We start from the raw sequence: 24,124 nt of genomic DNA, 5'->3' as shown, positions 1-24,124 counted from the left end.
GGGCACGGGGCCGGTCAGACAATCTGGGGGTGTCCGGAAAATCACCATCCGCGAAGTCACCCTGACGTGTAAACAAAAATCACCCGCACGGATAAGCTGTGGTGCCGCTTTGGCAAAGGATCGCCCGTCCCTGCCCGAAAACCCGGCACGCCCTTGCCCGCCGGGTCCGCACCGCTATCCTGCCGGCGCAACCAGCCCACGGACCCCCATGTTCAGACTCCTCGCGATGGCCGCCCTCTGCCTCCTCCCGACCCTTGGCGCGGCCAAGATCACCTGCGACGCCGCAAAACAGAGCATTTGCGTCGAAGAGGTGCAGCGCGGCAACGAGATCGACCTCTACCTGCTCAACCGCTTTCCGCTGCTGCCGGTGACCGTCACGATCCGCGTTCAGATGGAGAACCTCCGGGCCGACACCAACAGCACCCGCACCCTTGTCCTGAACGGCAGCGACCGGCGCAGGCTGATGACCCTGAGCAAACGGGACCCCTCCCGGGCGTGGCGGTATGACTATACCTTCGACTGGAGTCGTGGTGATGTCACCGCCCGCGAGAGCGGGCACCGCTACCGCCCGCCCTTCGCATCCGGTGCGGCCTTCGCCGTCACGCAAGGCTGCAACAGCCGCCGCACCCACACGCCGGACGAGCGCAACGCGCTCGACTTCGACATGCCCACCGGCACGCCGGTCCACGCTGCCCGTGCCGGGCGGGTGGTGGATGTGAAGGCCGGCTCAAACCGGGGCGGCCGCAGCAAGTCCTTTGGGGAGGACGCGAATTACGTCATCCTCCAGCATTCCGACCGGACCCTCGGCATCTATTACCACCTGAGGAAGAACGGCGTCGCCGTCGCGCTCGGCAGCCAGATCGCCGAAGGCCAGTTGATCGGGTACTCCGGCAACACCGGCTATTCCACCGGCCCGCATCTGCACTTCGCTGTGACCAAAGGCACCACGCGCGACGGCGAGGAAAGCCTGCGCATCGCCTTCCGCACGCCGCGCGGGGCGGTCGCCTGTCCGCGCGAGGGCAGCATCCTGCGGGCGCCCTGACGTCCCGCTCAGCGCCCGGGCCGCATCCGGTTCAGCAGACCGTCCTTCAGCACGAACTGGTGAAACAGCGCCGCCGCCGAATGGGCGATGATCAGGATCAGCGCGAGGTTCACCGTGATCTCGTGCACCTCCCCGGCCTCGCGAATGCCGAACTGCCAGGCGGCAATGCCCGAGGCCGGGATGAGCACCAGCAGCGCGTAGAGCGCGATATGCGTCCATGCGGCGGCCTTGTCCAACAGGGGCTTGCCGGTGTCGACCGGCTCCGGTGCGCCCAGAAACAGCCGCGCGATGATCCTCAGCACCATCAGCACAAGGAGCGTGATCCCGATCGGCGGATGGATCAGCGCCACGAAATTGTCCGGCGTGCCGCCCTCCAGCTTGGTCCGCAGCGCACGGCCCATGTCGTCCGAAACGATATAGTTGAAAACAAACAGCAAAAAGATGGCCCAGTGCAGAACGATCTGGATACGGGCATAACGGTCTTGGACGCTCATCGCGGCCTCCCTGGCAACGGTTCGCCCGATCATAGGCGAGTCCGGGCGCCGGCAGCCACAAAAAAGCCCGCGAAAATCGCGGGCTTACCGGGTCTTTGCGCCAATTTCAGCTCAATGTACGGCGACCGGCGCCAAATCGTTCTGCCGGGCCAGGATGAAGGCCATCTTGCGGTCCTTCACCAGCGCCAGCCGCTCGCCGTCGGCGTTGTGCACCGCGTAGATCTCGTCGAGCCCGGCCATCTCCGCCCGAACCTCGCGCGGCAGCTCGTCGATCTTCACGGGCCGCACGTAGACGATCCGCCCCTGGTCGAATTGTGCCATGTCATGCTTGGAATACATGTGCTTACCCCTTCCTGATCTGGATCGTCTGCACGATCGTCTCCGGCCGCTGGATCGTCAGGTCGACGTGCAGCAGGCCGTTCTCCATCACCGCCTCGCCGACTTCGACACCGTCGGCGAGCACGAAACTGCGCTGGAACTGTCGCGCCGCGATGCCGCGGTGCAGGAACACCCGCTCCGCGCCGTCATCGCGCTGCCGACCCCGGATCACCAGCTGGCGGTCCTCGACGGTGATCGACAGGTCGCCCTCGGCAAAGCCCGCCACGGCGAGCGTGATGCGGTAGGAATCCTGCGCGGTCTGTTCAATGTTGAAAGGCGGATAGCCCTCGGCGCTCTTGGCTGTGCGTTCCAGCAGGCGCTCCAGTTGCTCGAATCCGAGCATATGCGGGTAAGACCCCAACGTCATCTTGGTCATCGACACGTCCTTTGGTTCAAGCGACCGTCATGTGGCGGAAGGCCCCGTTCCGGCGACCCCCGTGCAGAAAATATGGGTAGGCGGAATGCCTAAAGCAAGGGCTTTGCGGATTCGTAAAGAATCGTTATGTTACAGGTCTGTCCAGTGAAACCGGGGTCCACCATGAACGCGCCTTCCGACATCTCGATGAAGACGGACGATGTGCTGCGCGTCGAGCTCGAGGTGTTCAAGCGCGAACACCGCGATCTTGATGACGCCATCCGCGCCCTTCAGGCGACCGGAACCGCCGATCAGATCACCCTGCAACGGCTGAAGAAAAAGAAGCTGCTGCTCAAGGACAAGATCGCGATCATCGAGGACCGCCTGACTCCGGACATCATCGCCTGACCGGGTGACTGTAGCTAAAAATTCACAAATCCTGCGGGTTTTTTCGGCCCCGCTTGCCCGCCTGACCTTCGCCTGTATAGTCCACAGTTCCCACTGCTGGAGGTATGAATGGCAGAGATCAAGGTCGGAATCATCATGGGCAGCCAGTCGGACTGGCCGACCATGAAGGAAGCGGCGGACGTGCTCGATGAGCTTGGCGTGCCCTACGAGACCAAGATCGTCTCCGCCCACCGCACCCCCGACCGGCTCTGGACCTATGGCAAGAGTGCCGTCGAGCGCGGCTTGCAGGTCATCATCGCGGGCGCGGGCGGTGCGGCGCATCTGCCGGGCATGATGGCGTCGAAGACCCGCGTGCCGGTGATCGGCATTCCGGTTCAGACGAAGGCGCTGTCCGGCGTCGACAGCCTCTATTCCATCCTCCAGATGCCTCGCGGTTTCCCGGTTGCCACCATGGCCATCGGCGCTGCGGGGGCGAAGAACGGCGGGCTGATGGCGGCGGGCATCCTCGCACTGCACGACGAGGCGTTGGCGGCACGGCTGGACCAGTGGCGGGCCGATCTGTCCGCCTCCATCGCGGACGAGCCGGATCGGGACGCGGTCTGAGCCCTTCCGGGGGCAATCTGTACGAAACTCGAGACATTTTGTACCAAACCGCCTGAGGCGCCCGGAATTGGCGCTTGAGGCCGGGGGGCAATCTGTACGAAACAAGCCTCGATTTGTACCGAATCCAAGCCATCGGAGCCTCCCATGACCACGCCCCTCCCCACCGGATCGACCATCGGCATCCTCGGCGGAGGCCAGCTTGGCCGGATGCTCTCCGTCGCGGCGAGCCGTCTGGGCTTCAGGACGCATATCTTCGAGCCGGGCGCGAACCCGCCCGCGGGGGACGTCGCGCATCGGGTGACAACGGCATCCTACGAGGACGAAGCGGCGCTTCGGGCTTTCGCCGCCAGCGTCGATGTCATCACCTATGAGTTTGAAAACATTCCGACGTCCGCGCTCGACATCCTCGAGTCCCTGAAGCCGATCCATCCGAACCGCGAGGCGCTCCGCGTCTCGCAGGACCGGCTGACGGAGAAGACGTTCCTGCAGGATCTCGGCCTTTCGACCGCGCCCTTCGCCGACATCACCGACGCAGCCAGCCTGAAGCAAGCGCTTGAAACCATTGGCACGCCCTCGATCCTCAAGACCCGCCGCTTCGGCTATGACGGCAAGGGACAGGCCAGGTTGAAATCCCCGGACGACGCCGAACAGGCGCTGGCCGACATGAACGGCGCGCCGTCGATCCTCGAAGGCTTCGTCGATTTCTCCCTGGAAGTCAGCGTCATAGCCGCCCGCAGCCAGGACGGTCAGGTCTCCGCCTACGACCCCGGCGAGAACGTCCACAAGGACGGCATCCTCTCGACCACGACGGTTCCGGCCAAGCTGCCCGCGCGGCTGCAAACCGACGCGGTGCTGCTCGCAGGACGCATCCTCAACGCGCTCGACTATGTCGGCGTCATGGGTGTCGAACTTTTCGTGACTCCTCAGCAGCTTATCGTCAACGAAATCGCTCCGCGCGTGCACAATTCCGGGCACTGGACCCAGAACGGCTGCGCCATCTGCCAGTTCGAGCAGCACATCCGCGCGGTTGCAGGCTGGCCGCTGGGTGACGGGTCCCGGCACAGCGACGTGGTCATGGAGAACCTGATCGGCGACGACATGGACCGCGTGCCGGAACTGGCACAGGACGGCAGCTGCGCCCTGCACCTTTACGGCAAGGCGGAGACCAAGCCGGGGCGCAAGATGGGTCACGTCAATCGGATCATAAAGGCCTGAAATTGCAGGAGAAGGCCCGGGCACAGCCCCGGCCTACGTCAGCGCGCGAAGAACCTCTCGGCCACAGCGCCGCTCATATGGGCCACCTGCCCGCCCGCGATCGTCGCGACGATCCGGCGGGTCTCCCGGTCCATGACGATCAGATCGGCGCGCTTGCCCGGCTCCAGCGTGCCGCGGTCATCGAGGCCAAGCAGCTTTGCCGGGCCACTGGATACCAACTCCCAAGCCTTTGACTCATCAAGCAAACCCAGCTCGACACAACGCCACGCCGCGCGGGCTGGCGAGGGGTAGTGATAGTCGGAGGCCAGAGCATCGCAGAGCCCCTCCGCGATCATCTCCTGTGCCGAGGCGTTGCCCGCGTGGGACGCGCCCCGGACCACGTTCGGCGCTCCGAGAATCACCGCCTCGCCTTCCGCCCTTGCCGCCCGCGCGGCTTCGAATGTCTCGGGAAATTCCGAGACGTGCACCCCCCGCGCCCGCCAGGCCGCCCGGTCAGCCGGGCTGTGATCGTCGTGGCTGCCCATCAGCACGCCCTGCGCCGCCAGCCTGGCGCAAAGCCCGTCCAGCGCCGCGGGCACCTGAGGACCCCTGGCGTGCAGGTCCAGCAAGAGCCGAAAGTAATCCTCCGGATTCCGCTGCGATTTCAACGCCTGCCCGGTGAGGCGTGGAGGCTTCTTCCCCTCTGCCAGCCGGTCGTGCGGCAGATGGTCATTGAAGACGACATATCCGATGCCAAATGCCTCGATCGCCGCCTCGGCTTCGGCGAACCGATCCAGGCAATGCGTCTCCAGCCGCAGTTGCAGGCGCAGGTCCACCGGCACCGTCGGCGCGGTCAAGGCAACGCTTTCAAAGACTTCACGGGCAAATTCCGGCCCCCGCAACCCGCCTTCCCAAGACCAGAACTGCGCCAGAACCGCAGTCGTGATCCCGCAGGCCGCCAGTTCCCCCGCCACGGCCACCATCCCGGCATCGCGCTCCCGGAGCGCTCCGCGACGCGGTGCCATGTGCCGCTCGAACCCGTCGCCGTGCGCGTCCACGATCCCCGGCAGGATGTCATAACCGGACAGGTCCACATCTCGCGTGCCGTCCGCAACGATCTGCCCTTCGGCAAGGCATAGCGGCCCGTCCTCGAAACCGGATGGCAAGAGCACCCGTCCGCCAACCAGACGCGCCTCAATCGCCATCGCAGCCTCCGATCAGGCACTCCAGTTGCGCCGCGTCCAGCAAGTCCGTCCAGTCCAGCCCCGGCTCGAACCGCCCCTCTTCTAGGAACAGCGCCACCTGCGCCATGACCTCGGGCGCCTGCATCATCCAGGTGTGTGTCACCGGCAACGTGATGTGCCAGGCCATGCCGTCCACCTTGGTCGCCTCGACGGACACCTTGCCGTCGTCAAGCCCCGGGATGAGCGCGGAAAACACCGGGTTGAGAGAGCTCGACCCGGCTATCACGCCAAGCTCGAAGTCCACGGGCGGCAGCAGCTTCGGCAGATCCTGCGGACCCGTGCCCAGTTGCAGGCCCGCCGGCCCGTTGACCCATTGGAACAGCTCCAGCCCGCCGAGGTCGTCCACCAGTTCGCTGCCCTGGTTCGGCGGCGCGAGCATGACGACACGGCCAAGACGCGTCGGCCGATGATCCGCGAGCCAGACACGCAGCAGGATACCCCCCATCGAGTGCGTCACGAAATGCACGCGCCGCGTCCCGCAGGCCGCAACCGCCTGCGGCAGAGTCTCGTCCGCGAGGGTCTGCACCCGGTCCTGCGTCGACGGATAGCCCGGCAGCACGGTGTGGAACCCGCGTGCCTGCAGCACCTTCTCCATCAGGAGCAAAGAGTACTCCGTGCGCGCCAGCCCGTGCAACAGAACCACACAGTCGTCGGCCCGCGCCATGGGGGCACTCAACAGCAGGACGATCAGGGACAGGATACGCATGATGCTGGCATAGCCCGGCATCGCCGCCTAAGAAAGAGGGGAAAGGACTCCGCCATGCCCTGCCCCCGCCTCGCCTGCCGCGCCGTGATCCTCTCCGAGGCACGGCTCCTTCTGGTCAACGCCTGGCCCGGCAACGAGAGCGACCTGTGGTGTGCGCCGGGCGGCGGGGTCGAGCGCGGGGCAAGCCTTCCGGAGAACCTCGCCCGGGAGGTGATGGAGGAGACGGGACTGACCGTCGCGGTCGGATTGCCCTGCCTCGTCAACGAGTACCATGACCCGGCGGGCACGTTTCACCAGGTCGAGATCTTCTTTCGCTGCACGGTGACCGCCGGGACGCTGACCGACGATTGGCAGGACCCGGAGGGCATCGTGCACAAGCGGCGCTGGTTCGACCGGCAGGCGCTTGCCGGACTGCATCTGAAACCGGACAGCCTTCGCGACATCCCCTGGCAGGATGAAGGGCTGCTCTATGACCCGCTCGAGGCGCTCGCCAGGTAGCGCGGTCCAAGCACGGAAAGCGCCACGCCGCCGAGGATCACGAGGGAGGCGAGCAGGAACTTCAGCGTCAGCGCTTCCCCGAGGAACACCATGCCCCCGGCCATGGCGAGGGGCGGCACGGTCAACTGCGCCACCGCCGCCACCGCCGCCGGGAGCCGGGGCAGGACGCTGTACCAGAGGGCGTAGCCGAGGCCGGAGGTGATGGCCCCGCTGGCGAGGGCGAGCAGCAGCCCGGTTGCGTTGACCTCCAGCGCCTCGGGCCGAATGCCGCCGTCGAGGACAAGGAAAACAAGGACATAAATCCCGGCGGTCAAAAGAAAGTTCACCGCCGTATCGGCCAGCGCGTCGCGACTGCCCCGACCCGCGAGGGAGTAGAGACCCCAGCCGACCCCGGCAACGATCATGGCAAACTCACCGCCTGCAAAGCGGACCAAGAGGGACACGGGCCAGACGAGGTAGACCAGCCCGCCAAACGCGACCAGACCTCCGAGGAGGCGCAGCGGAGGCATCGGCTCGCGCAGGATCAGCGCCCCGACGAGCATGGTCACCTGCACGGTCCCGAACAGCAGCAGCGCGCCGAGCCCGGCGTCCATATTGAGGTAAGCCTCGGTAAAGCCGACGATGTAGAGCAAGAGCCCCGGCACGGAGAGGAGCCGCGCCCAGGACAAGAAGCGCAGCCGGCGCCGCGTCCGGAGACAGAGCAGAAGCAGCATCAACGCTCCGGACCAGAGCCGGATCGCGCCGAAGCTGGCCACGTCGAGATGCGCCACCCCGGCCCGCGTGAGCACCGAGTTCGCCGCGAAGGCCAGCATGACAAGGGCCACGAGGCCGAGTAGTCTCACGCCGCCCCCTGCTTCTTCTTGGCCCAAATACCCAAATCCCGCCGCAGGCGGCAAACGGGACGGTGGGCGGGGCGATGTTGGCCCGCAGGGCCAACGAGCGCCGGACCCGTCACGCCACCAGCTTCTCGGCGACCTTGAGGTCGACCGAGACCAACTGCGAGACACCCTGCTCCTGCATGGTCACGCCAAACAGCCGGTCCATGCGCGCCATGGTCACCGCATGGTGCGTGATGCACAAAAAGCGCGTGTCGGTCCGGCGGCACATCTCGTCCAGCATGTCGCAGAAACGCGTGACGTTGGCGTCGTCCAGAGGCGCGTCGACCTCGTCGAGCACGCAGATCGGCGCGGGGTTGGCGAGGAAGACGGCAAAGATCAGCGCCAGCGCGGTCAGCGTCTGCTCGCCCCCGGACAGCAGTGTCAGGGACGAGAGCTTCTTGCCCGGCGGCTGGCACATGATCTCGAGGCCAGCTTCAAGCGGGTCGTCGCTTTCGACCATCACGAGGTTGGCCTCTCCACCGCCGAAGAGATGCGTGAAAAGCATCGAGAAGTTGCTGTTGACCTGCTCGAACGCGGTCAGAAGCCGTTCGCGGCCTTCCCGGTTCAGGCTGGCAATGCCGCTGCGCAGGGTCTTGATCGCTTCTTCGAGGTCGGACTTCTCCGCCACCAGATCGTCATGCTCGGTCTGGACCTCCTTCGCATCTTCCTCGGCCCGCAGGTTCACCGCCCCCAACGCATCGCGTTGGCGCTTGAGCCTGCCCACCTCCGCTTCGAGGTGGTCCGCGCCCGGCATGCTGTCCGGATCGACGGCGAGCCGCTCCAGCAGCTTTGCCGGCGTGGTCTCCTGGTCCTCGGAAATCCGTTCCGCCGCGGCTTCGACGGTTTCCTGTGCGGCCTCGGCCCGCGCCTCGGACGCCGCCCGCGCCTCCCGGGCCTCACCGGCCAGCCGCTCCGCCTCACGCTCGTGTGCCATCGCCTCGCGCAGGGCGGTTTCGGCGGCGGTCAGGGCGTCTGTGGCCTCGGCCTTGCGCGCCTCCGCCGTGTCGATCTGCTCCGACAGGTCCTCACGCTTCATTGCCAGCTCCGCTGGCACATCCATCGCCAGTGCGAGGTCATCCTCGGTTTGCGCCTTGCGCTCCGCCAGTTCCCCGGCCCGCTTCTCCGCGGTCTCCAGCCGGTGCCGCCAGCCCGACAATTCCTTCGTCACCTGCTGGGACCGGCCCTTGCGGGCCTCACCCTCCCGGCGCAGCTCGTCATGGGCGGAGCGGCGGGACATCATCGTCATCCGCGCCGCCTCGACCGTCATCCGCACGTCCTCGACCTGCGCCCGTGCCTCTTCGAGGTCGTCGAGATCGGCTACGGCGCGCTCTGCCTCGATCAACTGGGCACGCGCGGTGCTCATCTCGTCCTCATAGCGGCGCACGGAGAGCGACGCGCTTTCCAGCTTGCTTTCCGCCATGTCCCGGTCCGCCTCGGCGCGGTTGAAGGTGCGGGTCGCCTGGGTCAGCGCCTGATCCGCTTCCCGCCGCGCGTCACGCGCCTCGCGGTCCGCGCGGGTGAGTTCCGCCAGCCGGGCCGAGAGCGCCTCATGCGCCGCCTGCGTACCTTCCAGCCGCGCCGTCGCTGCGGCCATCTCCTGTTTCAGGGACTCCAGCCGGTTCAGCTGTTCGAGCCGCAGCGCGGCGGCGGACGGCTGATCCTCCGCCCAGGACCGGAAGCCGTCCCAGCGCCACAGATCGCCTTCGAGGCTGACGAGCCGCTGTCCCGGAAGCAGCAAGGGTTGCAGCCGGTTGCCCTCGTCGGCGCTGACGAGGCCGATCTGCGCCATCCGCCGGGCCAGCACATCCGGGACGGACACATGCTGCGCCAGCGAGGTCACGCCATGCGGCAGAGGCTGATCCGCGTCGTAGGCCGGCAGCACGGCCCAGCCGGTCGGTCCGTCCTCGTCCACTTCCGGCGCACGCAGGTCATCGGCCAGCGCCGCGCCAAGCGCCTTTTCGAAACCCTGCTGCACCTGGAGTCGGTCAAGGATCTGGCCGCCCTCCGCCGTATCCCGGTCGAGCAGCCTTGCCAGCGCCGTCACCTCGGCCCTGAGCGCGTTGGTCTCGCCCTCCGCCTCCGATCGCTCGGCCCGCGCTTCGGCTTCCCGCGCCTGCGTCTCCGCGCGGTTCAGCTCCGCCTCGGCCAGCACAGCCTCGGCGCGGTCGACCATCTCGTGGGCGTGCTCCTGCCGCTCGCGGGCGTCCTCGGTTGCCTCGACGCTGCGGGCGAGGGTTTCCTTCGCGTCCGCAACACTCTGGCGGGCGCGGGTTGCCTCCGTCTCGCTGCGCTCCAGCGTCTTGCGGCAGTCCGCAAGAAAGCGCTGTGCCGATTGGTGGCGGGCGGCGAGGCGGGCGACATCCTCGGTCTGCTGGCTGAGCGCAGCCTCGCGTTCCTGCAGGACCGTGCCGGCCTCACGGGCCGCCTCCGCCGCTTCGGACAGGCGATCATCATGGCCTTCGGACGCCTTGGCCAGTTCCCGCGCTTCCCATTCCAGCCGCTCGATGGTCTCGCCCGCGTCCCGGTTCAGCCCGGCCTCGCGCTCCATGTCGCGCACCAGTTGCTCGACCCGTGACGACAGGGTTGTAATCCGGTCGCGGGCCTGCGTTTCCTGATCCGTCAGCGCATCGCGTTGAACGAGCAGGCGTTGCAGCACAGCCCCGGCGATGGCCTCCTCCTCGCGCAGCGGCGGCAGCACATCCTCGCGCGATTGCCGGATCGTGGTGGCCTCCCGGGCAAGCGCCTCGGCCTTCGCCGCCTGCGTCAACCGGGTGCGCAGCAGATCCAGGGCCGCCTGCCGGGCGTCATCCGCCTCTCGCCAGCGGCGATACAACAGCATGCCCTCGGCCTGCCGCAGCTCCTCGCCAATGGCGCGATACCGCTGCGCCTGCCGCGCCTGCCGCGCCAGCTGGCCCAGTTGCCCGGCCAGCTGTTCGATCACGTCGTCGACCCTGAGCAGGTTCGCCTCGGTGTTCTTCAGCTTGAGTTCCGCCTCGTGACGGCGCTGGTAGAGGCCCCCGATGCCGGCGGCGTCTTCCAGCACCTTGCGGCGGTTCTTCGGCTTGGCGTTGATGAGTTCGCTGATCTGCCCCTGTCGGACGAGCGCCGGGGAGGTCGCGCCGGTGGAGGCATCGGCGAAGAGCATCTGGATGTCGCGGGCGCGGGTGTCCTTGGAATTCACCTTGTACGCCGAACCGACGTCCCGGGTGATCCGGCGGGTGATCTCCAGCACATCGCTGTCGTTGAATCCGGCGGGCGCGAGGCGGTCGGCGTTGTCGATGGTCAGGCAGACCTCGGCGAAGTTCCGGGCCGGTCGCGACGCCGCTCCCGCAAAGATCACGTCTTCCATGCCGTCGCCGCGCATCGCCTTGGCCCGGGTTTCGCCCATGACCCAGCGCAGCGCCTCGAGCAGGTTCGACTTGCCACAGCCGTTCGGGCCAACAACTCCGGTCAACCCTTCGGCGATGACGAGATCCGTCGGATCGACGAAACTCTTGAAGCCGGTCAGTCTGAGTCTGTTGAAACGCACGCGCCCTGCCCCGATTCCACCATGGATGCCGATTTTGGCGGTCCGTGGGGCCGCGAGTCAACAAGCGTGGCAGCTATATCGGGCGAATCCGGCGATTATCCACAATATATTGGGTGAGTAGCGGCTATATAGACGCGATCAGCTTTTTCCGCACTGCAGCGAGCCGCTGTAAACGCCCTCCCGCCCTTGCAGGTCGAGGATGTCGCAGTAGAGCATGTTCTGCCGCTTCGGTTTCTTCGGCGCAGGTTCGCCGTTGCAGGACATCCCGATCAGCATCATCGCCGCATCCCCTTCGATCCAGGCCGCCTTGCACCCGGTCTGGCGCTGCGCGGCGAGGCCGGCCTTTTTGGCGACGGTCTCGAATCGCGGCAGCATTTCCGGATTGGTGCGGGTGGCCTCCACGATGTTCCCCTGAACGCGCAGCAGAAACGTGGAGCCGCCGTATTCGGTCCGGATCGGCTCGACACCCCGGAATCCGGGCCCGCCCATGCCGCAGGCACCGAAAAAGAGAAGAAGCACAAGCCATTCATGTCGCATGGCTTACGGTAGCGTCGGCCTGGTTAGCGAAAGGTTAACGCTACCGCCATGCAGCGTGGCGTCCTGTCAGAACCGGACTTCGACACCGGGCAGATGCAGCGCCTTGATGAGGTCGCGAAGCTCCTGCCGTGCGGCGACGTTGGAGATGTTGAGCTGCTTCACCCCCACATCCTTCAGATCCAGCAGGGTCAGGCCGCGCGGGAACAACTCGCGAAAGATGACCCGCTCCGAGAACCCCGGCGCAACACGGAAGCCGATGCGCTTGGAAAGCCGCTCCAGAGCCCGTTCCATCTTCATCTTGTTGACCATCTGCTGCGCGCCAAGGCGGTTGCGCACGACGATCCAGTCGATCGGCCGCAGCCCCGCCTGCGCCCGGAGTTGCCGGGCACCCCAGACCATCTCGGAATAGACGGAGGGGCCGAGGATCTTCTCGCTGTCGTTGTCGATGTGAGCGAGCAGGTCGAAGTCGACAAAGCTGTCGTTCATCGGCGTGAGCAGCGTATCCGCCATCGAATGCGCCACCTGGCTCAACCGCGTGTGGGAGCCGGGACAGTCGATCAGAATGAAGTCGGACGAGGCCTGCAGGTCGGTCACGGCGCGGCTCAGCCGCAGGTCGTGGATGTTCTCGCCGGGCGCCAGGGTCGCCGCGTCGATCTCCGGCAGTTCCGCATGATTCGGACCCGGCAGGTCGATCCCGATCTCGGTCAGGTGCTTGCGCCGGTTCTCGGCATAGCGCCCCATGGTCCGCTGCCGCAGGTCGAGGTCAAGCGTGCCAACCCGAAAGCCGAGCCGAGCCAGGGCCGTGGCCACGTGCATGGACACCGTGGACTTTCCGGCCCCGCCCTTTTCGTTTCCCACGACGATGATATGTGCCATGCCTCGCCCCTCGGTTGCCCCAGATGTTCGCGCTCAGAGCATTGGACAAACAGTATCTTGTGGCCAACGTCAAGAAAAGCGGCCAGCCCACCGTGCAAAACAGATATCCCGCATATGGGTGATGAAAAAGGCCCGCCACAGCAGTGACGGGCCTTGATCGGTCGGTTGGCGCCGTTGGTTTAGTGCAGTTTCGCACCCACCTGGGCAATCGAATCGTCGATCAGGCGGTTGGCTTCGGCGTCGTTCATCTGCTGGGCCACCACGTCGCGGGCGGCAGCCACGGCCACGGTGGCCGCACGGTCGCGCACTTCCTTGATGGCACTCGCCTCTGCGGAGGCGATCTGCGACTCGGCCCCGGCGAGGCGCCGCTGGATCGAGTCGGCGATCTCGGCCTTGGCCTGCTCCGCCGCGATCTTTGCCTCCTCGCGGGCATGGGCGACGATGCGCTCCGCCTGTTCGGACACTTCACGCGACTTGCGCTCGTAGCTTGCCAGAAGCGCCTGGGCTTCTTCGCGCAGGGCCCGGGCTTCGTCCAGCTCGGTGCGGATGTCGTCCGCCCGCTTGTCCAGCTGCTTGGCCAACAGGCTCGGCACCTTGAAGTACACCAGCACCGCAAGGAACAGCAGGAAGCCCAGCAGCACGATGAAGTTCGTGTTGCCCAGCGAGAAGAACGGACCGGAGGCCGCCAGCGCGGGGGTTGCCATGGTGCCGGCGAGGGCAGCGGGAATGATCAGCTTGCGCATGTGTCTTACCCCTTTACCCGGCTGGACACAGCCGCCGCGATGGCCGCGTCGTCCGCCTGACCGCCGAGAGCGGCGACGATGGCGGCTGCGGTATCCTTGGCCACATCCTCGACCGCCTGCACGGCAGAGGCGCGGATTTCTTCGATGGCCTTCGCAGATTCGGCTGCCTTGGCAGCAATTTCTTCGTCGGCCTTGGCGAGGGCAGCGTCGAGCTCGCCCTTGATCTCATCCCGCGTTTTCTGCGCGATGGCCTGTGCCTCGGCCTTGGCATCGGCCAGCGCCTTCTCATATGCGGCTTCGGCCTCTTCGGCCTTGCGCTTGAGCTGTTCGGCGGCAGCGATGTCATTGGTGATCGTTCCCTGACGTTCCGCCAGAACCGAGGCAATCCTCGGCAGCGCGATGCGCGAGAGAACAAAGAAGATCACCACAAGCGTGATGACCAGCCAGATGACCTGGTTGGGAATCCATTCGCCGCAAAGTTGCGGCATCCCGATGGCGGAGCCATGGGAATCCACGCAGGCGCTGACAGCCTGGGCTGCGGCTTCTGCTCCGTGGGTTTCGGTCGCCATAGTGTCCTCCGTCGGAACGTTGTCGTTACATCGGGCGGCTCAGAGGAGCCCGGGCCGCCCGCGCGTAAGGATCTTGAGTTCCGTGGATCAGACGGCGAACATCAGCAGCAGCGCGACGAGGAAGGCGAAGATGCCCAGCGCTTCTGCGAATGCGATACCGATGAAGAGGGTTGCCGTCTGCGAAGCAGCGGCGGAGGGGTTGCGCAGGGCGCCGGCGAGGAAGTTGCCAGCCACGTTGCCCACACCGATTGCGGCTGCGCCGGAACCGATTGCTGCGAGGCCTGCGCCGATGTGTGCGAGATCGCCTTCCATGAGAATTCTCCTTACGATTGGAAGTTTGGATAGGGGGTGTTTCGGGGGGTAGGGTGGGTTTGCAACCCACCCATTCCTTAGTGATGCGGGTGCAGCGCGTCCTTGAGGTACACGCAGGTCAGGATCGTGAACACGTAGGCCTGGATGAAAGCCACGAGGATTTCGAGACCGTACATGGCGGTGATCGCCACCACGGACAGCGGGGAGATCGCGGCGATGGCGGCGAAGCCCGCGAAGACCTTGATCACCGCGTGACCTGCCATGACGTTGCCGGCGAGACGAATGGAGTGGCTGACCGGGCGCACGAAGTAGGAGATCAGTTCGATGATCGCCAGCACCGGACGCAGCGCCAGCGGTGCCGAGGACACCCAGAACAGACCGAGGAAGCTCGCGCCGTTCTTGACGAAGCCAAGCACGGTCACGGTCAGGAAGACGGCCAGTGCGAGGACCACGGTCACGGCGAAATGCGAGGTGGTGGTGAAGGACATCGGAAGCAGGCCGAGGAAGTTCGCCGTCACGATGAACAGGAACAGGGTCATGATGTAGGGGAAGTACTTCAGACCGTCCTTGCCGGTGACGTCCTCGACCATCTTGTGGACGAAGCCGTAGGCGAGTTCCGCGATGGACTGGCTGCGGGTCGGCACGATGGCGCGGCGCGAGGTGCCGAGCACCATGAGGCCGATGATCGCCAGAACGGCGAGGAACAGCCACAGCGTCACGTTGGTGATGGTGAAGGCACCCACCGGGCCGTCACCGAAGAGCGGCTTGACGATGAACTGGTCCATCGGGTGGAAAACAAGGCTGCTGCCCTCGGCTGCGCCGTGAGCTGCTGCTTCTGCGCCGTGCGTCTCAGTCGCCATCTTTGTCCCCTTCGCTGGCCCCCGAACGGGTGGCCCCTGTCTCTTTCATGGTCGGATCGACCAGGTCCTTCGGCTGGAACTCCTTGGCGGTGCGCAACATGACGTTGATGCCCGCGGCAAGCCCCAGCAATGTGAACAGCACCATGAGGAACGGGATGGTGCCCAGCACCATGTCGAGCCCGTATCCGATGCCAAAGCCGATCCCGAGACCGGCCACCATTTCCGTCACCATCCGCCACGCCATGTTGGCCTGGCTGTAGTGCTCTTCCTGGTGTGCCTTCGCGCCGGCTTCCGACCGTTTGACCGCCTTGATGCGCTCTTCGAGCGCCTTCAGCTTGTCCTTCGGGTCGGTGTCACTCACGCGGGGCACCCCTTTCAGAGAGTTGCGGCTGTGCTAAGCTGTGAGGGGGCGTGAGTCAACAGGCTGTTAAGACTTGGCAACCAGGACATAACGCTCTGAATTATATATATTTTGACACCACGCGGACACCGGCGGAAAATGTGCCGCAGGCCGGTTGGCCGCGGCCTGCGCCGATTGGGCATATTCAACGATCTGGTTGAGTTTTCCGAGGCCACTCTTGACGGCTTGCCGCTGAGACGCCTTATGGAAGCCATGAGCGATCGCCTCGACACTGTCTTTGCCGCCCTCGCCGATGGCACCCGCCGCCGCATCCTCGCAATGCTGCTGGAGGATGACATGGCGGTGACGGATGTGGCCGAGCCGTTCGAGATGTCGCTCGCCGCGATTTCCAAACACCTGATGGTGCTGACCGCTGCCGGGCTCATCAGCCAGGAAAAACGCGGGCGGGTGAAATGGTGCAAGCTGGAGCCGGACGCGCTCCGCGATGCCTCGGTCTGGATGCAGGGGTTTGGCCAGTTTGAGCCGGTGCACCTCGACGCATTCGAGCGGTTCCTTGCACAGGAACTTCCCGAACGCGCCGACGATGTGTAGGGCGGGGCTGCGCCCCGCTATTCCCTCAGCAACATGAGCAGCGCCATCGCCGTCAGTGCCACACCCGGCAGGACGATGGCGTGCGGCACCCCCTGCCCCAAGGCCAACTCCCACAGGATCACCCAGGACGGTGTCAGGTAGGTGTAGGCCATCACCTTGGCCGAGGGCAGACGCAACGTGGCATACCGCAGGATCAGGAAGGTCACCGCCGTCGCGGCCAGCGCCACGTAAACCATCGTGACCCAGACCACGCCCGGCAGGGTGGCCCAGTCCGTGGCAAGGATGTCCCGCCCTGCCCAAAGCGACAGCAGCAGCGCCCCGGAGGTCACGATCATCGCCGTGAATCCCAGCGCCGGTTCACCCCGGTTCAGCTTGCGCAGCAGTGGCGAGTACAGGGCGTGCCCGATGCAGCCCCAGAAATAGATGGTTTCGCCCCGGCCAATTTCGAACAGCCGCAGCGCCGTCCAGCTGCCGTCGAAGATCACCCAGAGCGCCCCGGCCCCGCCGACGGCGATGGCCAGCGCCATCCAGGGTGTCGTGACCTGCCGGACCACCGCGTATCCGAACACAGCCGTCAGGGCCGGATTCAGGGTGAAGACGGCCGCCATGCTGACCGGCGCCGCCGTCTTGAGCCCCTCGAACATGGTGACGAAATAGAAGGCAAAGAGCCCCGCCAGCAGCAGATAACGCCAGGGCGCGGCGAACACCGGCCGCGTGACACCGCCGGAGACAAGCGCAAGGGTCCAGATCGCCGCTGCCGCGATGACGAACCGCAGGGCGGTCATGACGGTGGGGTCGATGAACGGCGCGGCCAGGCCACCCAGCGAGAAACTGCCTGCGACGAGCGCCGAGAAGCAGAGCATCGCCAGGTGCCCGCGGGCGGCTTCGCTCATCTGGCGGAGCCTTCTCCCGCGAACTCCTTGAGATGGTTCAGGAACGCCTGTACCTTGGCGGTGCGGTGCAGGTCTACATGGGTCACCAGCCACAGCGGCGAGGTCCAGTCCTCGCGCGGGGCCATCACCTGGACCAGCTCCGGATGCATCGCCGCCTCCCGGGCGCCCAAGAACCCGATTCCGGCACCCTCGAGCACCGCGCGTTCGGTCACGCGGCTGTCCGTGGTGCGGAAGACGACCCGTTCATGCGGCACCGCATTCCAGAGCCAGAGGTGGAACGGCGCCCGGTTCGCAATGTCATCGTGGCAGACGAAATAATGCTCGGCGAGGTCGGCCTCGCTTTTCAACATGCCGTGCTGCTGGATGTAGGTCTGGCTGGCATAGAGGCCGATTTCCTGCCGGGTGAACGGCTGGACCACGTTGTCCGGCTCCTGCGGCTGCCGACCGGCCCGCAACGCGACATGCGCCTCGCCGTATTCGAGCCGGAACACCCGGTCATCGGTGAGGTAGCGCACGATCACGTCGGGATACTTCACCCGGAAGCTGGAGAGCGCACCGACCATCAGCGGCGCAAAAGCCACGAGCGATGTGACCAGAAGCTCGCCGGACACATCGCTGCCCCGCCCCTTGATCCGGCCCTCGAGCTGGTGGAACTGCTCGTCGGTGGTCTTGGCGACCCGCAGCAGGTCCTGCCCGGCCTCCGTGGCGGTGTACCCCCGGGCATGGCGCTGGAAGAGTTTCACCCCGAGACGCTGCTCGAGCGCATCTATGTGGCGAATCACTGTGGCATGGTGCACGCCAAGCGCCTCGGCCGCGCCGCTGACCGTTCCCAGCCGCGCCACGTGAAAGGCTGTGCGGACCTCGTCCCAATTGTTCATGTGGCCTGTCCCGGATTGTCTGTCCTTGGGCACATTACCTTCATTTGCGGCCCGGAATGACAAGGGCCCTGACCCGATCCGGCTCCGCATCCGGGCAGAAAGGCAAAAAAAATGCCGACGATCACGAGGACCGTCGGCACAATCTGGCCTTCCGGCCCTGAAGAGCCGAAAGACTTTTATATCAAGTGGCTACGCCGACCTCAGTTGGTCGTGGTCGTGGTGCCCGGGGTGTTGCCGCTGCCCGAACCGCCGCCGTTGTTCGCCAGCGCGCCGACGACAACCACACCACCGAGAACGGCAGCTGCGGTTGCGAGGCCCGGTGCGGACGAGCTTGCCGCTGCGACCGGAACATAGGGGTCGTCGTCGTCAACAGCGGTGTTGCCGTAGGAGCCTGCGAAGGCGGCCGAGGCGGACAGAGCGACAGTTGCGGTCGCCAGGATGAACTTGTTCATGGTATACTCCATTAGAGACGTTTGGTCGCCAAGTTAGCAACTTCCACAGAAAAAGACAAAAGTAAAACTCTGATTGCGCGAAGACCGGCGATGTTCCGCACGATTGTTCTCATCCTGCATCACTTGCCGTTTCCCCTTGCGGTTTTTGCCGGATTTCCGCCGCCTTTGCCACCATTTATACATGAAACTTGACTCTTTGCGTCGCGGCGCGTACGCCCGCGGGCAATCTTCCGGGAGAGCCATGTTCTTCCGGTCCCATGGGCCTCGCCCGGGATCGCCCTCCGTCAGCGCGTTGCGCCCACGGGGGCGTTTGTTGTTTTGCGCAGAGCCGTGCAGGCTTGGCGCAAACGGCCCCGGTTGCGGTCTTCGGGGTTTGAGAAGCAGGCGGCGCAGACCTATCTGGGTTGCATCAGGATCACAGAAGGAGGGGTGTCCCTCATGTTCGAGACTCTATCCGATCGCCTTGGCGGCGTGTTCGACCGGCTCACCAAGCAGGGTGCGCTGTCCGCCGACGACGTGAAAATCGCCCTGCGCGAGGTGCGCGTCGCTCTGCTCGAAGCGGACGTGTCGCTGCCCGTTGCCCGAAATTTCGTCAAATCGGTGGAAAAAAAGGCGACCGGGCAAGCGGTGACGAAGTCGGTGACCCCGGGCCAGCAGGTCGTGAAGATCGTCCATGACGAGTTGATCGGCGTTCTGGCGGGCGAAGGCGAGCCCGGAACCCTGCGCATTGATTCGCCCCCGGCACCGATCCTGATGGTCGGCCTGCAGGGCGGCGGCAAGACCACCACGACGGCGAAACTCGCCAAGCGCCTGAAGGAGCGCGACGGCAAGAAGGTCCTGATGGCCTCGCTCGACGTCAATCGCCCGGCGGCCATGGAGCAGCTGGAGATCCTCGGCAAGCAGATCGGCGTCGACACCCTGCCCATCGTCAAGGGCGAGCAGCCCGTCGCGATTGCCAAGCGGGCAAAGACGCAGGCGGCACTCGGCGGCTATGACGTCTACATGCTCGACACTGCGGGCCGCCTCTCCATCGACGAGGAGCTGATGGCGCAGGTCGAGGCCGTGCGCGACGTGGCGAACCCGCGCGAGACGCTGCTGGTGGTCGACGGCCTGACGGGCCAGGACGCGGTGCACACGGCGGAGAACTTCGACAATCGCATCGGCATCACCGGCGTCGTGCTGACCCGGATGGACGGCGACGGCCGCGGCGGCGCCGCGCTCTCCATGCGGGCCGTCACCGGCAAGCCGATCAAGTTCGTCGGCCTTGGCGAGAAGATGGACGCGCTCGAGACCTTCGAGCCGGAGCGTATCGCGGGCCGCATCCTCGGCATGGGCGACATCGTCGCTCTGGTCGAGAAGGCACAGGCGACGCTGGAGGTCGAGCAGGCCGAGCGCATGATGAAGCGCTTCCAGAAGGGTCAGTTCAACATGAACGACCTGAAGATGCAGCTCGAACAGATGATCAAGATGGGCGGCATGGAGGGCATGATGCAGATGATGCCCGGCATGGGGAAGATGGCGAAGCAGGCCGGCGAGGCCGGGATCGACGACAAGATGTTGCGCCAGCAGATCGCCCTCATCAACTCCATGACCAAGCAGGAGCGGGCCAACCCGCAGATCCTGCAGGCCTCGCGCAAGAAACGCATCGCGGCGGGCTCGGGCATGGAGGTCGCGGACCTCAACAAGCTGCTGAAGATGCAGCGCCAGATGTCCGACATGATGAAGAAGATGGGCAAGATGGGCAAAGGCGGCATGCTGAAACAGGCCATGAAGGGCATGTTCGGCAAAGGCGGCATGCCCCCGGAACTGGCTGGCATGGACCCGTCGCAAATGGACCCGAAAGCGCTGGAAGCGGCGGCAAAACAGCTGGGCGTCAGCGGCAAGCTGCCCGGCCTTGGCGGGGGCATGGGCCTGCCGTCGGGCCTGTCGGGGTTCGGCAAGAAGAAGTAAATGCCCGCCCCCGTCCTGCATACCCCGCGCCTGACGCTGCGCCCGCATGTCCTCGCCGACATGCCCCCGCTCTGGGAGTTCTTCCGGAGCGACCGGGCGGCCTATGTCGGAACGCCGGGGAGCGAGACGCATCTGTGGTACGGCTTTGCAAGCGAGGTCGGCAGTTGGGACCTGATGGGTCACGGCGGCTGGGGCGTCGACACCAAGGGCGGAGAGTTCCTAGGACAGGTGGCCATCACCCGCCCGCCGCACTTCCCGGAGACGGAGATCGGCTGGACCTTCCTCGCAAAGGGCGAGGGCAAGGGCTACGCTTTCGAAGCGGCGCTGGCCGCGCTGCACTGGGCCTGGGCGCAGGGCTTTGCAACGCTGGTGTCGTACATTCATCCGTCAAATACGCGCTCCCTTGCGCTGGCGCAGCGGCTTGGCGCGGTCCATGATCCGAACGCCGCGCTGCCGAAAGGCGAGACCTCCGACGAGACCGTGGTCTACCGGCACATGCCGGACACCGACGGCAATCCGGAGGCCTACGCATGAGTCCCGCGCTGCAAAAGTCGTCGATGACCGTTGCAAGTTCCGTCGACGGAACTTGCCCTCCCCTCACGAGTGCCCCGCGTCTCGAGACGGAACGGCTCATCCTGCGCGGCCCGCGCCGCGAGGACGCGGAGGCGGTGATCGCCTTCCTTCAGGACAAGGACCGCAGCGAAGGCTTCGGCCATATCGCGAAGCGTGGCGACGCCTGGCGCTGGTTCGCGCTCAACGTCGGGCATTGGCACTGGCACGGCTACGGCTATTTCGTGATCGAGGACAAGACGAGCGGCCAGCCCGCCGGGATCAGCGGCATCTGGAACCCCGAGACCTGGCCAGAGCCGGAAGTCGGCTATGTCGTCTTCGACGGGTTCGAGGGCAAGGGCATCGCCTACGAGGCCGCGATGCGCGTGCGCCAGTGGGCCTACGACGACCTCGGGTTCACGACGCTGACCTCCAACATCGTGCCGTCGAATGCCCGCTCCAAGGCGCTCGCCGCCCGCATGGGCGCAGTCTACGAGCGCACCTACGAAAACGAGAACATGGGGACCGACGAACTCTGGCGGCACCCGGGGCCGGAGGCGCTGGCATGACGACGCTTGCCCCCATGCCCTGCGAGGAGCACCGCCCCGGTCCCGGTGCCCGCGCCGCCGCCCGGCTCTGCGGAAAGGTGCCCGTGCTCGACACCCGCCGACTGCAACTGCGCGGCCCGCGGATCTACGACTTCAAGGTCTACGCCAAGATCTACGAAAGCGAACGCGCGCGCTTCATGGGTGGGCCGTTCACCCGCGAGCAGGCCTGGCGAGAGTTTACGAATTACACCGCGCTCTGGCTGCTGCATGGCCACGGGCTCTGGACCATCGACGCGCTGACGACACCCTCCGCCGGTTTCGTGCTGCTGGGCTACGAGTGGGACGATCCCGAGGCGGAGCTTGGCGTCTTCCTCGCCGAGGAAGCCGAAGGCCAGGGCTACGCCGCCGAGGCGCTTGAAGCCGCCCGCGACCATGCCTTCACCCAGCTGAAGTGGGAGAGCGTGGTGAGCTACGTCGCGCCGGAGAATGCCCGCTGCATCGCCCTGATGGAGCGTGTCGGCGCGCGCCGCGACCCCACTGCCGAAGCGTTGCTCGACGACACGCTGGTCTATCGCCACCTCAACTCGGGAGGCGCGTGATGGGTCACAAGTCGATTCCCGTTCTGGAGACGAAGCGCCTCGTGCTGCGCGGGCCGAAGCCGGAGGATTACTCCGCCTTCAAGGCGACCTTCGCCTCCTACCGCTCCCGCTTCATGGGCGGCCCGCTCAATGCCTACGAGACCTGGATGCTGTATGCCTCCGAAATCGGCCATTGGGAGATCCGCGGCTACGGCATGTGGATGGTTCACCTCAAGGAAACCGAGGAGACCGTCGGCATGGCGGGCGGCTGGTTTCCGGCGAAATGGCCGGAGCGCGAGATCGCCTGGATCATCTGGCCGGACAAGGCCGGCAAGGGCTATGCGCTGGAGGCCACGGACCGGGTGCGGCGGTATTTCTACACCGAAGGCGGCTGGGAGACGGCGGTCAGCTACATCGACCCGAAAAACCTCGATTCGATCCGCCTCGCGGAGCGGCTCGGCTGCGCCAAGGACCACGCGGCTCCGTCCGTCGACGGCAATGACGCGGTCTACCGCCACCCGACCCTCGCGCAGCTTCAGGGGCAGACCGGCCATGGCATCGCCATGGAAATCGCCCACTACCAGGACCCGCTGTTCAAACCGAAAGGCTTTGCCATTGACTGACGACGTCGTCTCCCGCGCCGCCACGCTCCTCAAGGGACACCGCGACAGCATCGACAGGCTGGACGCGATTCTCGTCTTTACGCTGGCCGAGCGCTTCAAACACACGCAGGCCGTGGGTGTGCTCAAGGCACAGCACGACCTCCCGCCATCCGATCCCGCGCGCGAAGAGAAACAGATCGCGCGGCTCCAGGATCTGGCGCTCCAGGCCGATCTCGACCCGGAGTTTGCCAAGAAATTCCTGAATTTCGTCATTCAGGAAGTCATCAAGCACCACGAACAACACCAATCCTGACGGCGGACCTCCCGCCCGACCTGCCATTCCAAAGGAGAAACACAATGGCTATCAAAATCCGTCTCGCCCGTGGCGGCTCCAAGAAGCGCCCCTTCTACCGCATCGTGGCTGCCGACAGCCGCATGCCGCGCGATGGCCGCTTCATCGAGAAGCTCGGCACCTACAACCCGCTGCTCGCCAAGGACAGCGAAGAGCGCGTCCAGATGGACGTCGAGCGCATCCAGTACTGGCTCGGCCAGGGCGCGCAGACCACCGACCGTGTGGCCCGCTTCCTCGAAGCCGCTGGCGTGACCGCCAAGACCGAGCGCAACAACCCGAAGAAAGCCGTCCCGGGCAAGAAGGCCCAGGACCGCGCAGAGGAGAAGGCCGCCAAGGCCGCCGCTGCTGCAGAAGCGGCTTCCGAAGAGTAATCCTCCTTCGGAAACCCGCCCCGGCAGGTCGCCCACCGGCCTGCCGGGGTACCAGTTCCAAAGAGGCAGGATGCGCATGATCCGTCTGTTTGTCCTGTTGCTGATCGCTTTCGTTGCGGGCATGCTCTTCGAGCGCAACGCGCAGGCCGAGCGCTGCCTCGCCAAGGGCGGCGAATGGTTGCCCGGCAGCATCTGCTCCGCGCTGCCGCGGAGCGTTTCTACTATTGAAGGGTGAGCGATGAGTGAGCTGATCTGCGTCGGCGCTTTGGCCGGGGCCTTCGGGGTCCACGGCGAGGTGCGCCTCAAGAGCTTCACCGCCGATCCCCTTGCCATTGCCGACTACACGCCGCTGTGCCGCGAAGATGGCACCGGGACTTTCGACCTCCAGATCACCCGCGAGATCAACAACGGCTTTGCAGCCCGCGTCAGCGGCGTGCGCAGCAAGGAAGAGGCCGATGCCCTGAAGGGTCTGCGCCTCTTTGCACCCCGGGAGCGCCTGCCGCAGCTGCCCGATGACGAATACTATTACACGGACCTGATGGGCCTCACGGTGTATGACGCTGGAGGGGTCGAGCTGGGAAAGGTCAAGGCAGTGCTGAACCACGGCGCGGCGGATCTTCTGGAGCTGATCGTTCCGGGCAAGAGCACCACCGTGTTGCTGCCGTTCACGCAAGCGGTCGTTCCAACCGTGGACCTGGCCGCCGGACGCATCGTCGCCGATCCGCCCGAGGGTCTCTTCGACTGAGGCTGGCGCCGAAATCCTGCAAGGATTT

At 65.7% G+C, this 24,124-nt stretch carries 32 protein-coding genes; 15 read left to right on the top strand and 17 right to left on the bottom strand.

The genetic code is table 11. The annotated features are described in order from the left end of the window. The first annotated feature begins 208 nt into the window (after positions 1-208). The gene (locus tag ACP159_RS16615; protein WP_425100852.1) at positions 209-1,042 is read left to right on the top strand and encodes a M23 family metallopeptidase; all 834 of its coding nucleotides are present in this window, start codon (positions 209-211) and stop codon (positions 1,040-1,042) included. An 8-nt stretch (positions 1,043-1,050) separates the two neighbouring features. Here the strand turns inward: ACP159_RS16615 and ACP159_RS16610 are convergent, their stop codons facing one another. From ACP159_RS16610 to ACP159_RS16600, 3 genes are all read right to left on the bottom strand, one after another. Further along, positions 1,051-1,536, bottom strand: coding sequence for a cytochrome b (locus tag ACP159_RS16610; protein ID WP_425100851.1), 486 nt, complete (start codon positions 1,534-1,536; stop codon positions 1,051-1,053). A gap of 111 nt (positions 1,537-1,647) precedes the next feature. Further along, complete coding sequence (locus tag ACP159_RS16605) at positions 1,648-1,875, bottom strand: DUF1150 family protein (protein WP_425100850.1); 228 nt, start codon at positions 1,873-1,875, stop codon at positions 1,648-1,650. A 4-nt stretch (positions 1,876-1,879) separates the two neighbouring features. Further along, entirely contained in the window at positions 1,880-2,290 is a 411-nt protein-coding gene (locus tag ACP159_RS16600) for an Hsp20 family protein (protein WP_425100849.1), read from the bottom strand. A 162-nt stretch (positions 2,291-2,452) separates the two neighbouring features. Here ACP159_RS16600 and ACP159_RS16595 point away from each other — a divergent pair, with 162 nt between their 5' ends. From ACP159_RS16595 to ACP159_RS16585, 3 genes are all read left to right on the top strand, one after another. Beyond that, positions 2,453-2,677 carry a YdcH family protein gene (locus ACP159_RS16595; protein WP_425100848.1) on the top strand — a complete coding sequence of 75 codons (225 nt, stop codon included), beginning with the start codon at positions 2,453-2,455 and terminating at the stop codon, positions 2,675-2,677. Between the two features lie 108 nt (positions 2,678-2,785). Beyond that, on the top strand, positions 2,786-3,280 hold the full coding sequence (purE, locus tag ACP159_RS16590; protein WP_425100846.1) for a 5-(carboxyamino)imidazole ribonucleotide mutase: 495 nt from the start codon (positions 2,786-2,788) through the stop codon (positions 3,278-3,280). Positions 3,281-3,424: 144 nt separating this feature from the next. Then, positions 3,425-4,495, top strand: coding sequence for a 5-(carboxyamino)imidazole ribonucleotide synthase (locus ACP159_RS16585; RefSeq protein WP_425100845.1), 1,071 nt, complete (start codon positions 3,425-3,427; stop codon positions 4,493-4,495). A 38-nt stretch (positions 4,496-4,533) separates the two neighbouring features. Here ACP159_RS16585 and ACP159_RS16580 read toward each other — a convergent pair whose 3' ends face one another. After that, positions 4,534-5,679 (bottom strand): alpha-D-ribose 1-methylphosphonate 5-triphosphate diphosphatase, encoded by a 1,146-nt coding sequence (locus ACP159_RS16580; RefSeq protein WP_425100843.1) that lies wholly within the window; start codon positions 5,677-5,679, stop codon positions 4,534-4,536. Then, positions 5,669-6,424 (bottom strand): esterase/lipase family protein, encoded by a 756-nt coding sequence (locus tag ACP159_RS16575; RefSeq protein WP_425100842.1) that lies wholly within the window; start codon positions 6,422-6,424, stop codon positions 5,669-5,671. Before ACP159_RS16575 ends, ACP159_RS16580 begins: the two co-directional genes overlap by 11 nt. 54 nt (positions 6,425-6,478) lie before the next feature. Between ACP159_RS16575 and ACP159_RS16570 the strand changes: the two genes are divergently transcribed. After that, positions 6,479-6,922 (top strand): NUDIX domain-containing protein, encoded by a 444-nt coding sequence (locus tag ACP159_RS16570; protein WP_425100841.1) that lies wholly within the window; start codon positions 6,479-6,481, stop codon positions 6,920-6,922. On the opposite strand, the gene ACP159_RS16565 is transcribed toward ACP159_RS16570, so the two are convergent. The 9 genes from ACP159_RS16565 to ACP159_RS16525 form a co-directional block, all read right to left on the bottom strand. Beyond that, a complete protein-coding gene (locus ACP159_RS16565) occupies positions 6,892-7,764 on the bottom strand; it encodes a DMT family transporter (protein ID WP_425100840.1) in 873 nt (290 codons plus the stop codon). The genes ACP159_RS16570 and ACP159_RS16565 overlap by 31 nt on opposite strands. A 109-nt stretch (positions 7,765-7,873) precedes the next feature. Next, positions 7,874-11,329, bottom strand: coding sequence for a chromosome segregation protein SMC (gene smc, locus ACP159_RS16560; protein WP_425100838.1), 3,456 nt, complete (start codon positions 11,327-11,329; stop codon positions 7,874-7,876). A 138-nt stretch (positions 11,330-11,467) separates the two neighbouring features. Next, positions 11,468-11,866 (bottom strand): hypothetical protein, encoded by a 399-nt coding sequence (locus tag ACP159_RS16555; RefSeq protein ID WP_425100837.1) that lies wholly within the window; start codon positions 11,864-11,866, stop codon positions 11,468-11,470. 66 nt (positions 11,867-11,932) lie between these two features. Further along, positions 11,933-12,742 carry a division plane positioning ATPase MipZ gene (locus ACP159_RS16550; RefSeq protein ID WP_425100836.1) on the bottom strand — a complete coding sequence of 270 codons (810 nt, stop codon included), beginning with the start codon at positions 12,740-12,742 and terminating at the stop codon, positions 11,933-11,935. A gap of 179 nt (positions 12,743-12,921) precedes the next feature. Continuing rightward, positions 12,922-13,485, bottom strand: a complete 564-nt coding sequence (locus tag ACP159_RS16545; protein WP_425100835.1) for a F0F1 ATP synthase subunit B — start codon at positions 13,483-13,485, stop codon at positions 12,922-12,924. A gap of 5 nt (positions 13,486-13,490) precedes the next feature. Beyond that, a complete protein-coding gene (locus tag ACP159_RS16540) occupies positions 13,491-14,054 on the bottom strand; it encodes a F0F1 ATP synthase subunit B' (protein ID WP_425100834.1) in 564 nt (187 codons plus the stop codon). A gap of 87 nt (positions 14,055-14,141) precedes the next feature. Then, the gene (locus ACP159_RS16535; RefSeq protein ID WP_011048925.1) at positions 14,142-14,366 is read right to left on the bottom strand and encodes a F0F1 ATP synthase subunit C; all 225 of its coding nucleotides are present in this window, start codon (positions 14,364-14,366) and stop codon (positions 14,142-14,144) included. Between the two features lie 77 nt (positions 14,367-14,443). After that, complete coding sequence (locus ACP159_RS16530; RefSeq protein WP_425100833.1) at positions 14,444-15,226, bottom strand: F0F1 ATP synthase subunit A; 783 nt, start codon at positions 15,224-15,226, stop codon at positions 14,444-14,446. Beyond that, complete coding sequence (locus ACP159_RS16525) at positions 15,216-15,587, bottom strand: AtpZ/AtpI family protein (protein WP_425100832.1); 372 nt, start codon at positions 15,585-15,587, stop codon at positions 15,216-15,218. Before ACP159_RS16525 ends, ACP159_RS16530 begins: the two co-directional genes overlap by 11 nt. Positions 15,588-15,839: 252 nt before the next feature. Here ACP159_RS16525 and ACP159_RS16520 point away from each other — a divergent pair, with 252 nt between their 5' ends. Then, positions 15,840-16,178, top strand: a complete 339-nt coding sequence (locus tag ACP159_RS16520; RefSeq protein WP_425100831.1) for an ArsR/SmtB family transcription factor — start codon at positions 15,840-15,842, stop codon at positions 16,176-16,178. A 17-nt stretch (positions 16,179-16,195) separates the two neighbouring features. Here the strand turns inward: ACP159_RS16520 and ACP159_RS16515 are convergent, their stop codons facing one another. The 3 genes from ACP159_RS16515 to ACP159_RS16505 form a co-directional block, all read right to left on the bottom strand. After that, the gene (locus tag ACP159_RS16515) at positions 16,196-17,071 is read right to left on the bottom strand and encodes a DMT family transporter (RefSeq protein WP_425100830.1); all 876 of its coding nucleotides are present in this window, start codon (positions 17,069-17,071) and stop codon (positions 16,196-16,198) included. Further along, positions 17,068-17,949 carry a LysR family transcriptional regulator gene (locus ACP159_RS16510; protein WP_425100829.1) on the bottom strand — a complete coding sequence of 294 codons (882 nt, stop codon included), beginning with the start codon at positions 17,947-17,949 and terminating at the stop codon, positions 17,068-17,070. Before ACP159_RS16510 ends, ACP159_RS16515 begins: the two co-directional genes overlap by 4 nt. 200 nt (positions 17,950-18,149) lie before the next feature. Next, the gene (locus ACP159_RS16505) at positions 18,150-18,401 is read right to left on the bottom strand and encodes a hypothetical protein (protein ID WP_425100828.1); all 252 of its coding nucleotides are present in this window, start codon (positions 18,399-18,401) and stop codon (positions 18,150-18,152) included. 438 nt (positions 18,402-18,839) lie between these two features. Between ACP159_RS16505 and ffh the strand changes: the two genes are divergently transcribed. From ffh to rimM, 9 genes are all read left to right on the top strand, one after another. Further along, entirely contained in the window at positions 18,840-20,351 is a 1,512-nt protein-coding gene (ffh, locus tag ACP159_RS16500; protein WP_425100827.1) for a signal recognition particle protein, read from the top strand. Next, positions 20,352-20,885 (top strand): GNAT family N-acetyltransferase, encoded by a 534-nt coding sequence (locus ACP159_RS16495; protein WP_425100825.1) that lies wholly within the window; start codon positions 20,352-20,354, stop codon positions 20,883-20,885. 23 nt (positions 20,886-20,908) lie between these two features. Continuing rightward, complete coding sequence (locus tag ACP159_RS16490) at positions 20,909-21,469, top strand: GNAT family N-acetyltransferase (protein ID WP_425100967.1); 561 nt, start codon at positions 20,909-20,911, stop codon at positions 21,467-21,469. Then, positions 21,466-22,047: a GNAT family N-acetyltransferase gene (locus tag ACP159_RS16485; RefSeq protein WP_425100824.1), complete on the top strand. Its 582-nt coding sequence runs from the start codon at positions 21,466-21,468 to the stop codon at positions 22,045-22,047. The genes ACP159_RS16490 and ACP159_RS16485 overlap by 4 nt, the downstream gene beginning before the upstream one ends. Continuing rightward, on the top strand, positions 22,047-22,649 hold the full coding sequence (locus tag ACP159_RS16480; protein ID WP_425100823.1) for a GNAT family N-acetyltransferase: 603 nt from the start codon (positions 22,047-22,049) through the stop codon (positions 22,647-22,649). The genes ACP159_RS16485 and ACP159_RS16480 overlap by 1 nt, the downstream gene beginning before the upstream one ends. Beyond that, positions 22,642-22,941 carry a chorismate mutase gene (locus tag ACP159_RS16475; protein WP_425100822.1) on the top strand — a complete coding sequence of 100 codons (300 nt, stop codon included), beginning with the start codon at positions 22,642-22,644 and terminating at the stop codon, positions 22,939-22,941. The genes ACP159_RS16480 and ACP159_RS16475 overlap by 8 nt, the downstream gene beginning before the upstream one ends. A gap of 44 nt (positions 22,942-22,985) precedes the next feature. After that, positions 22,986-23,351, top strand: a complete 366-nt coding sequence (rpsP, locus tag ACP159_RS16470) for a 30S ribosomal protein S16 (protein WP_425100821.1) — start codon at positions 22,986-22,988, stop codon at positions 23,349-23,351. A 76-nt stretch (positions 23,352-23,427) separates the two neighbouring features. Further along, complete coding sequence (locus tag ACP159_RS16465) at positions 23,428-23,586, top strand: hypothetical protein (RefSeq protein ID WP_425100820.1); 159 nt, start codon at positions 23,428-23,430, stop codon at positions 23,584-23,586. A gap of 3 nt (positions 23,587-23,589) precedes the next feature. Further along, positions 23,590-24,096 carry a ribosome maturation factor RimM gene (gene rimM / locus ACP159_RS16460; RefSeq protein ID WP_425100819.1) on the top strand — a complete coding sequence of 169 codons (507 nt, stop codon included), beginning with the start codon at positions 23,590-23,592 and terminating at the stop codon, positions 24,094-24,096. The last annotated feature ends 28 nt before the right edge of the window (positions 24,097-24,124 follow it).

It is taken from the genome of Tropicibacter sp. S64 (assembly GCF_049803835.1).
GTDB lineage: Bacteria > Pseudomonadota > Alphaproteobacteria > Rhodobacterales > Rhodobacteraceae > Pacificoceanicola.
Note: the sequence above shows the minus strand (reverse complement) of the source record. Positions and strands in the feature narration are given on the sequence as shown.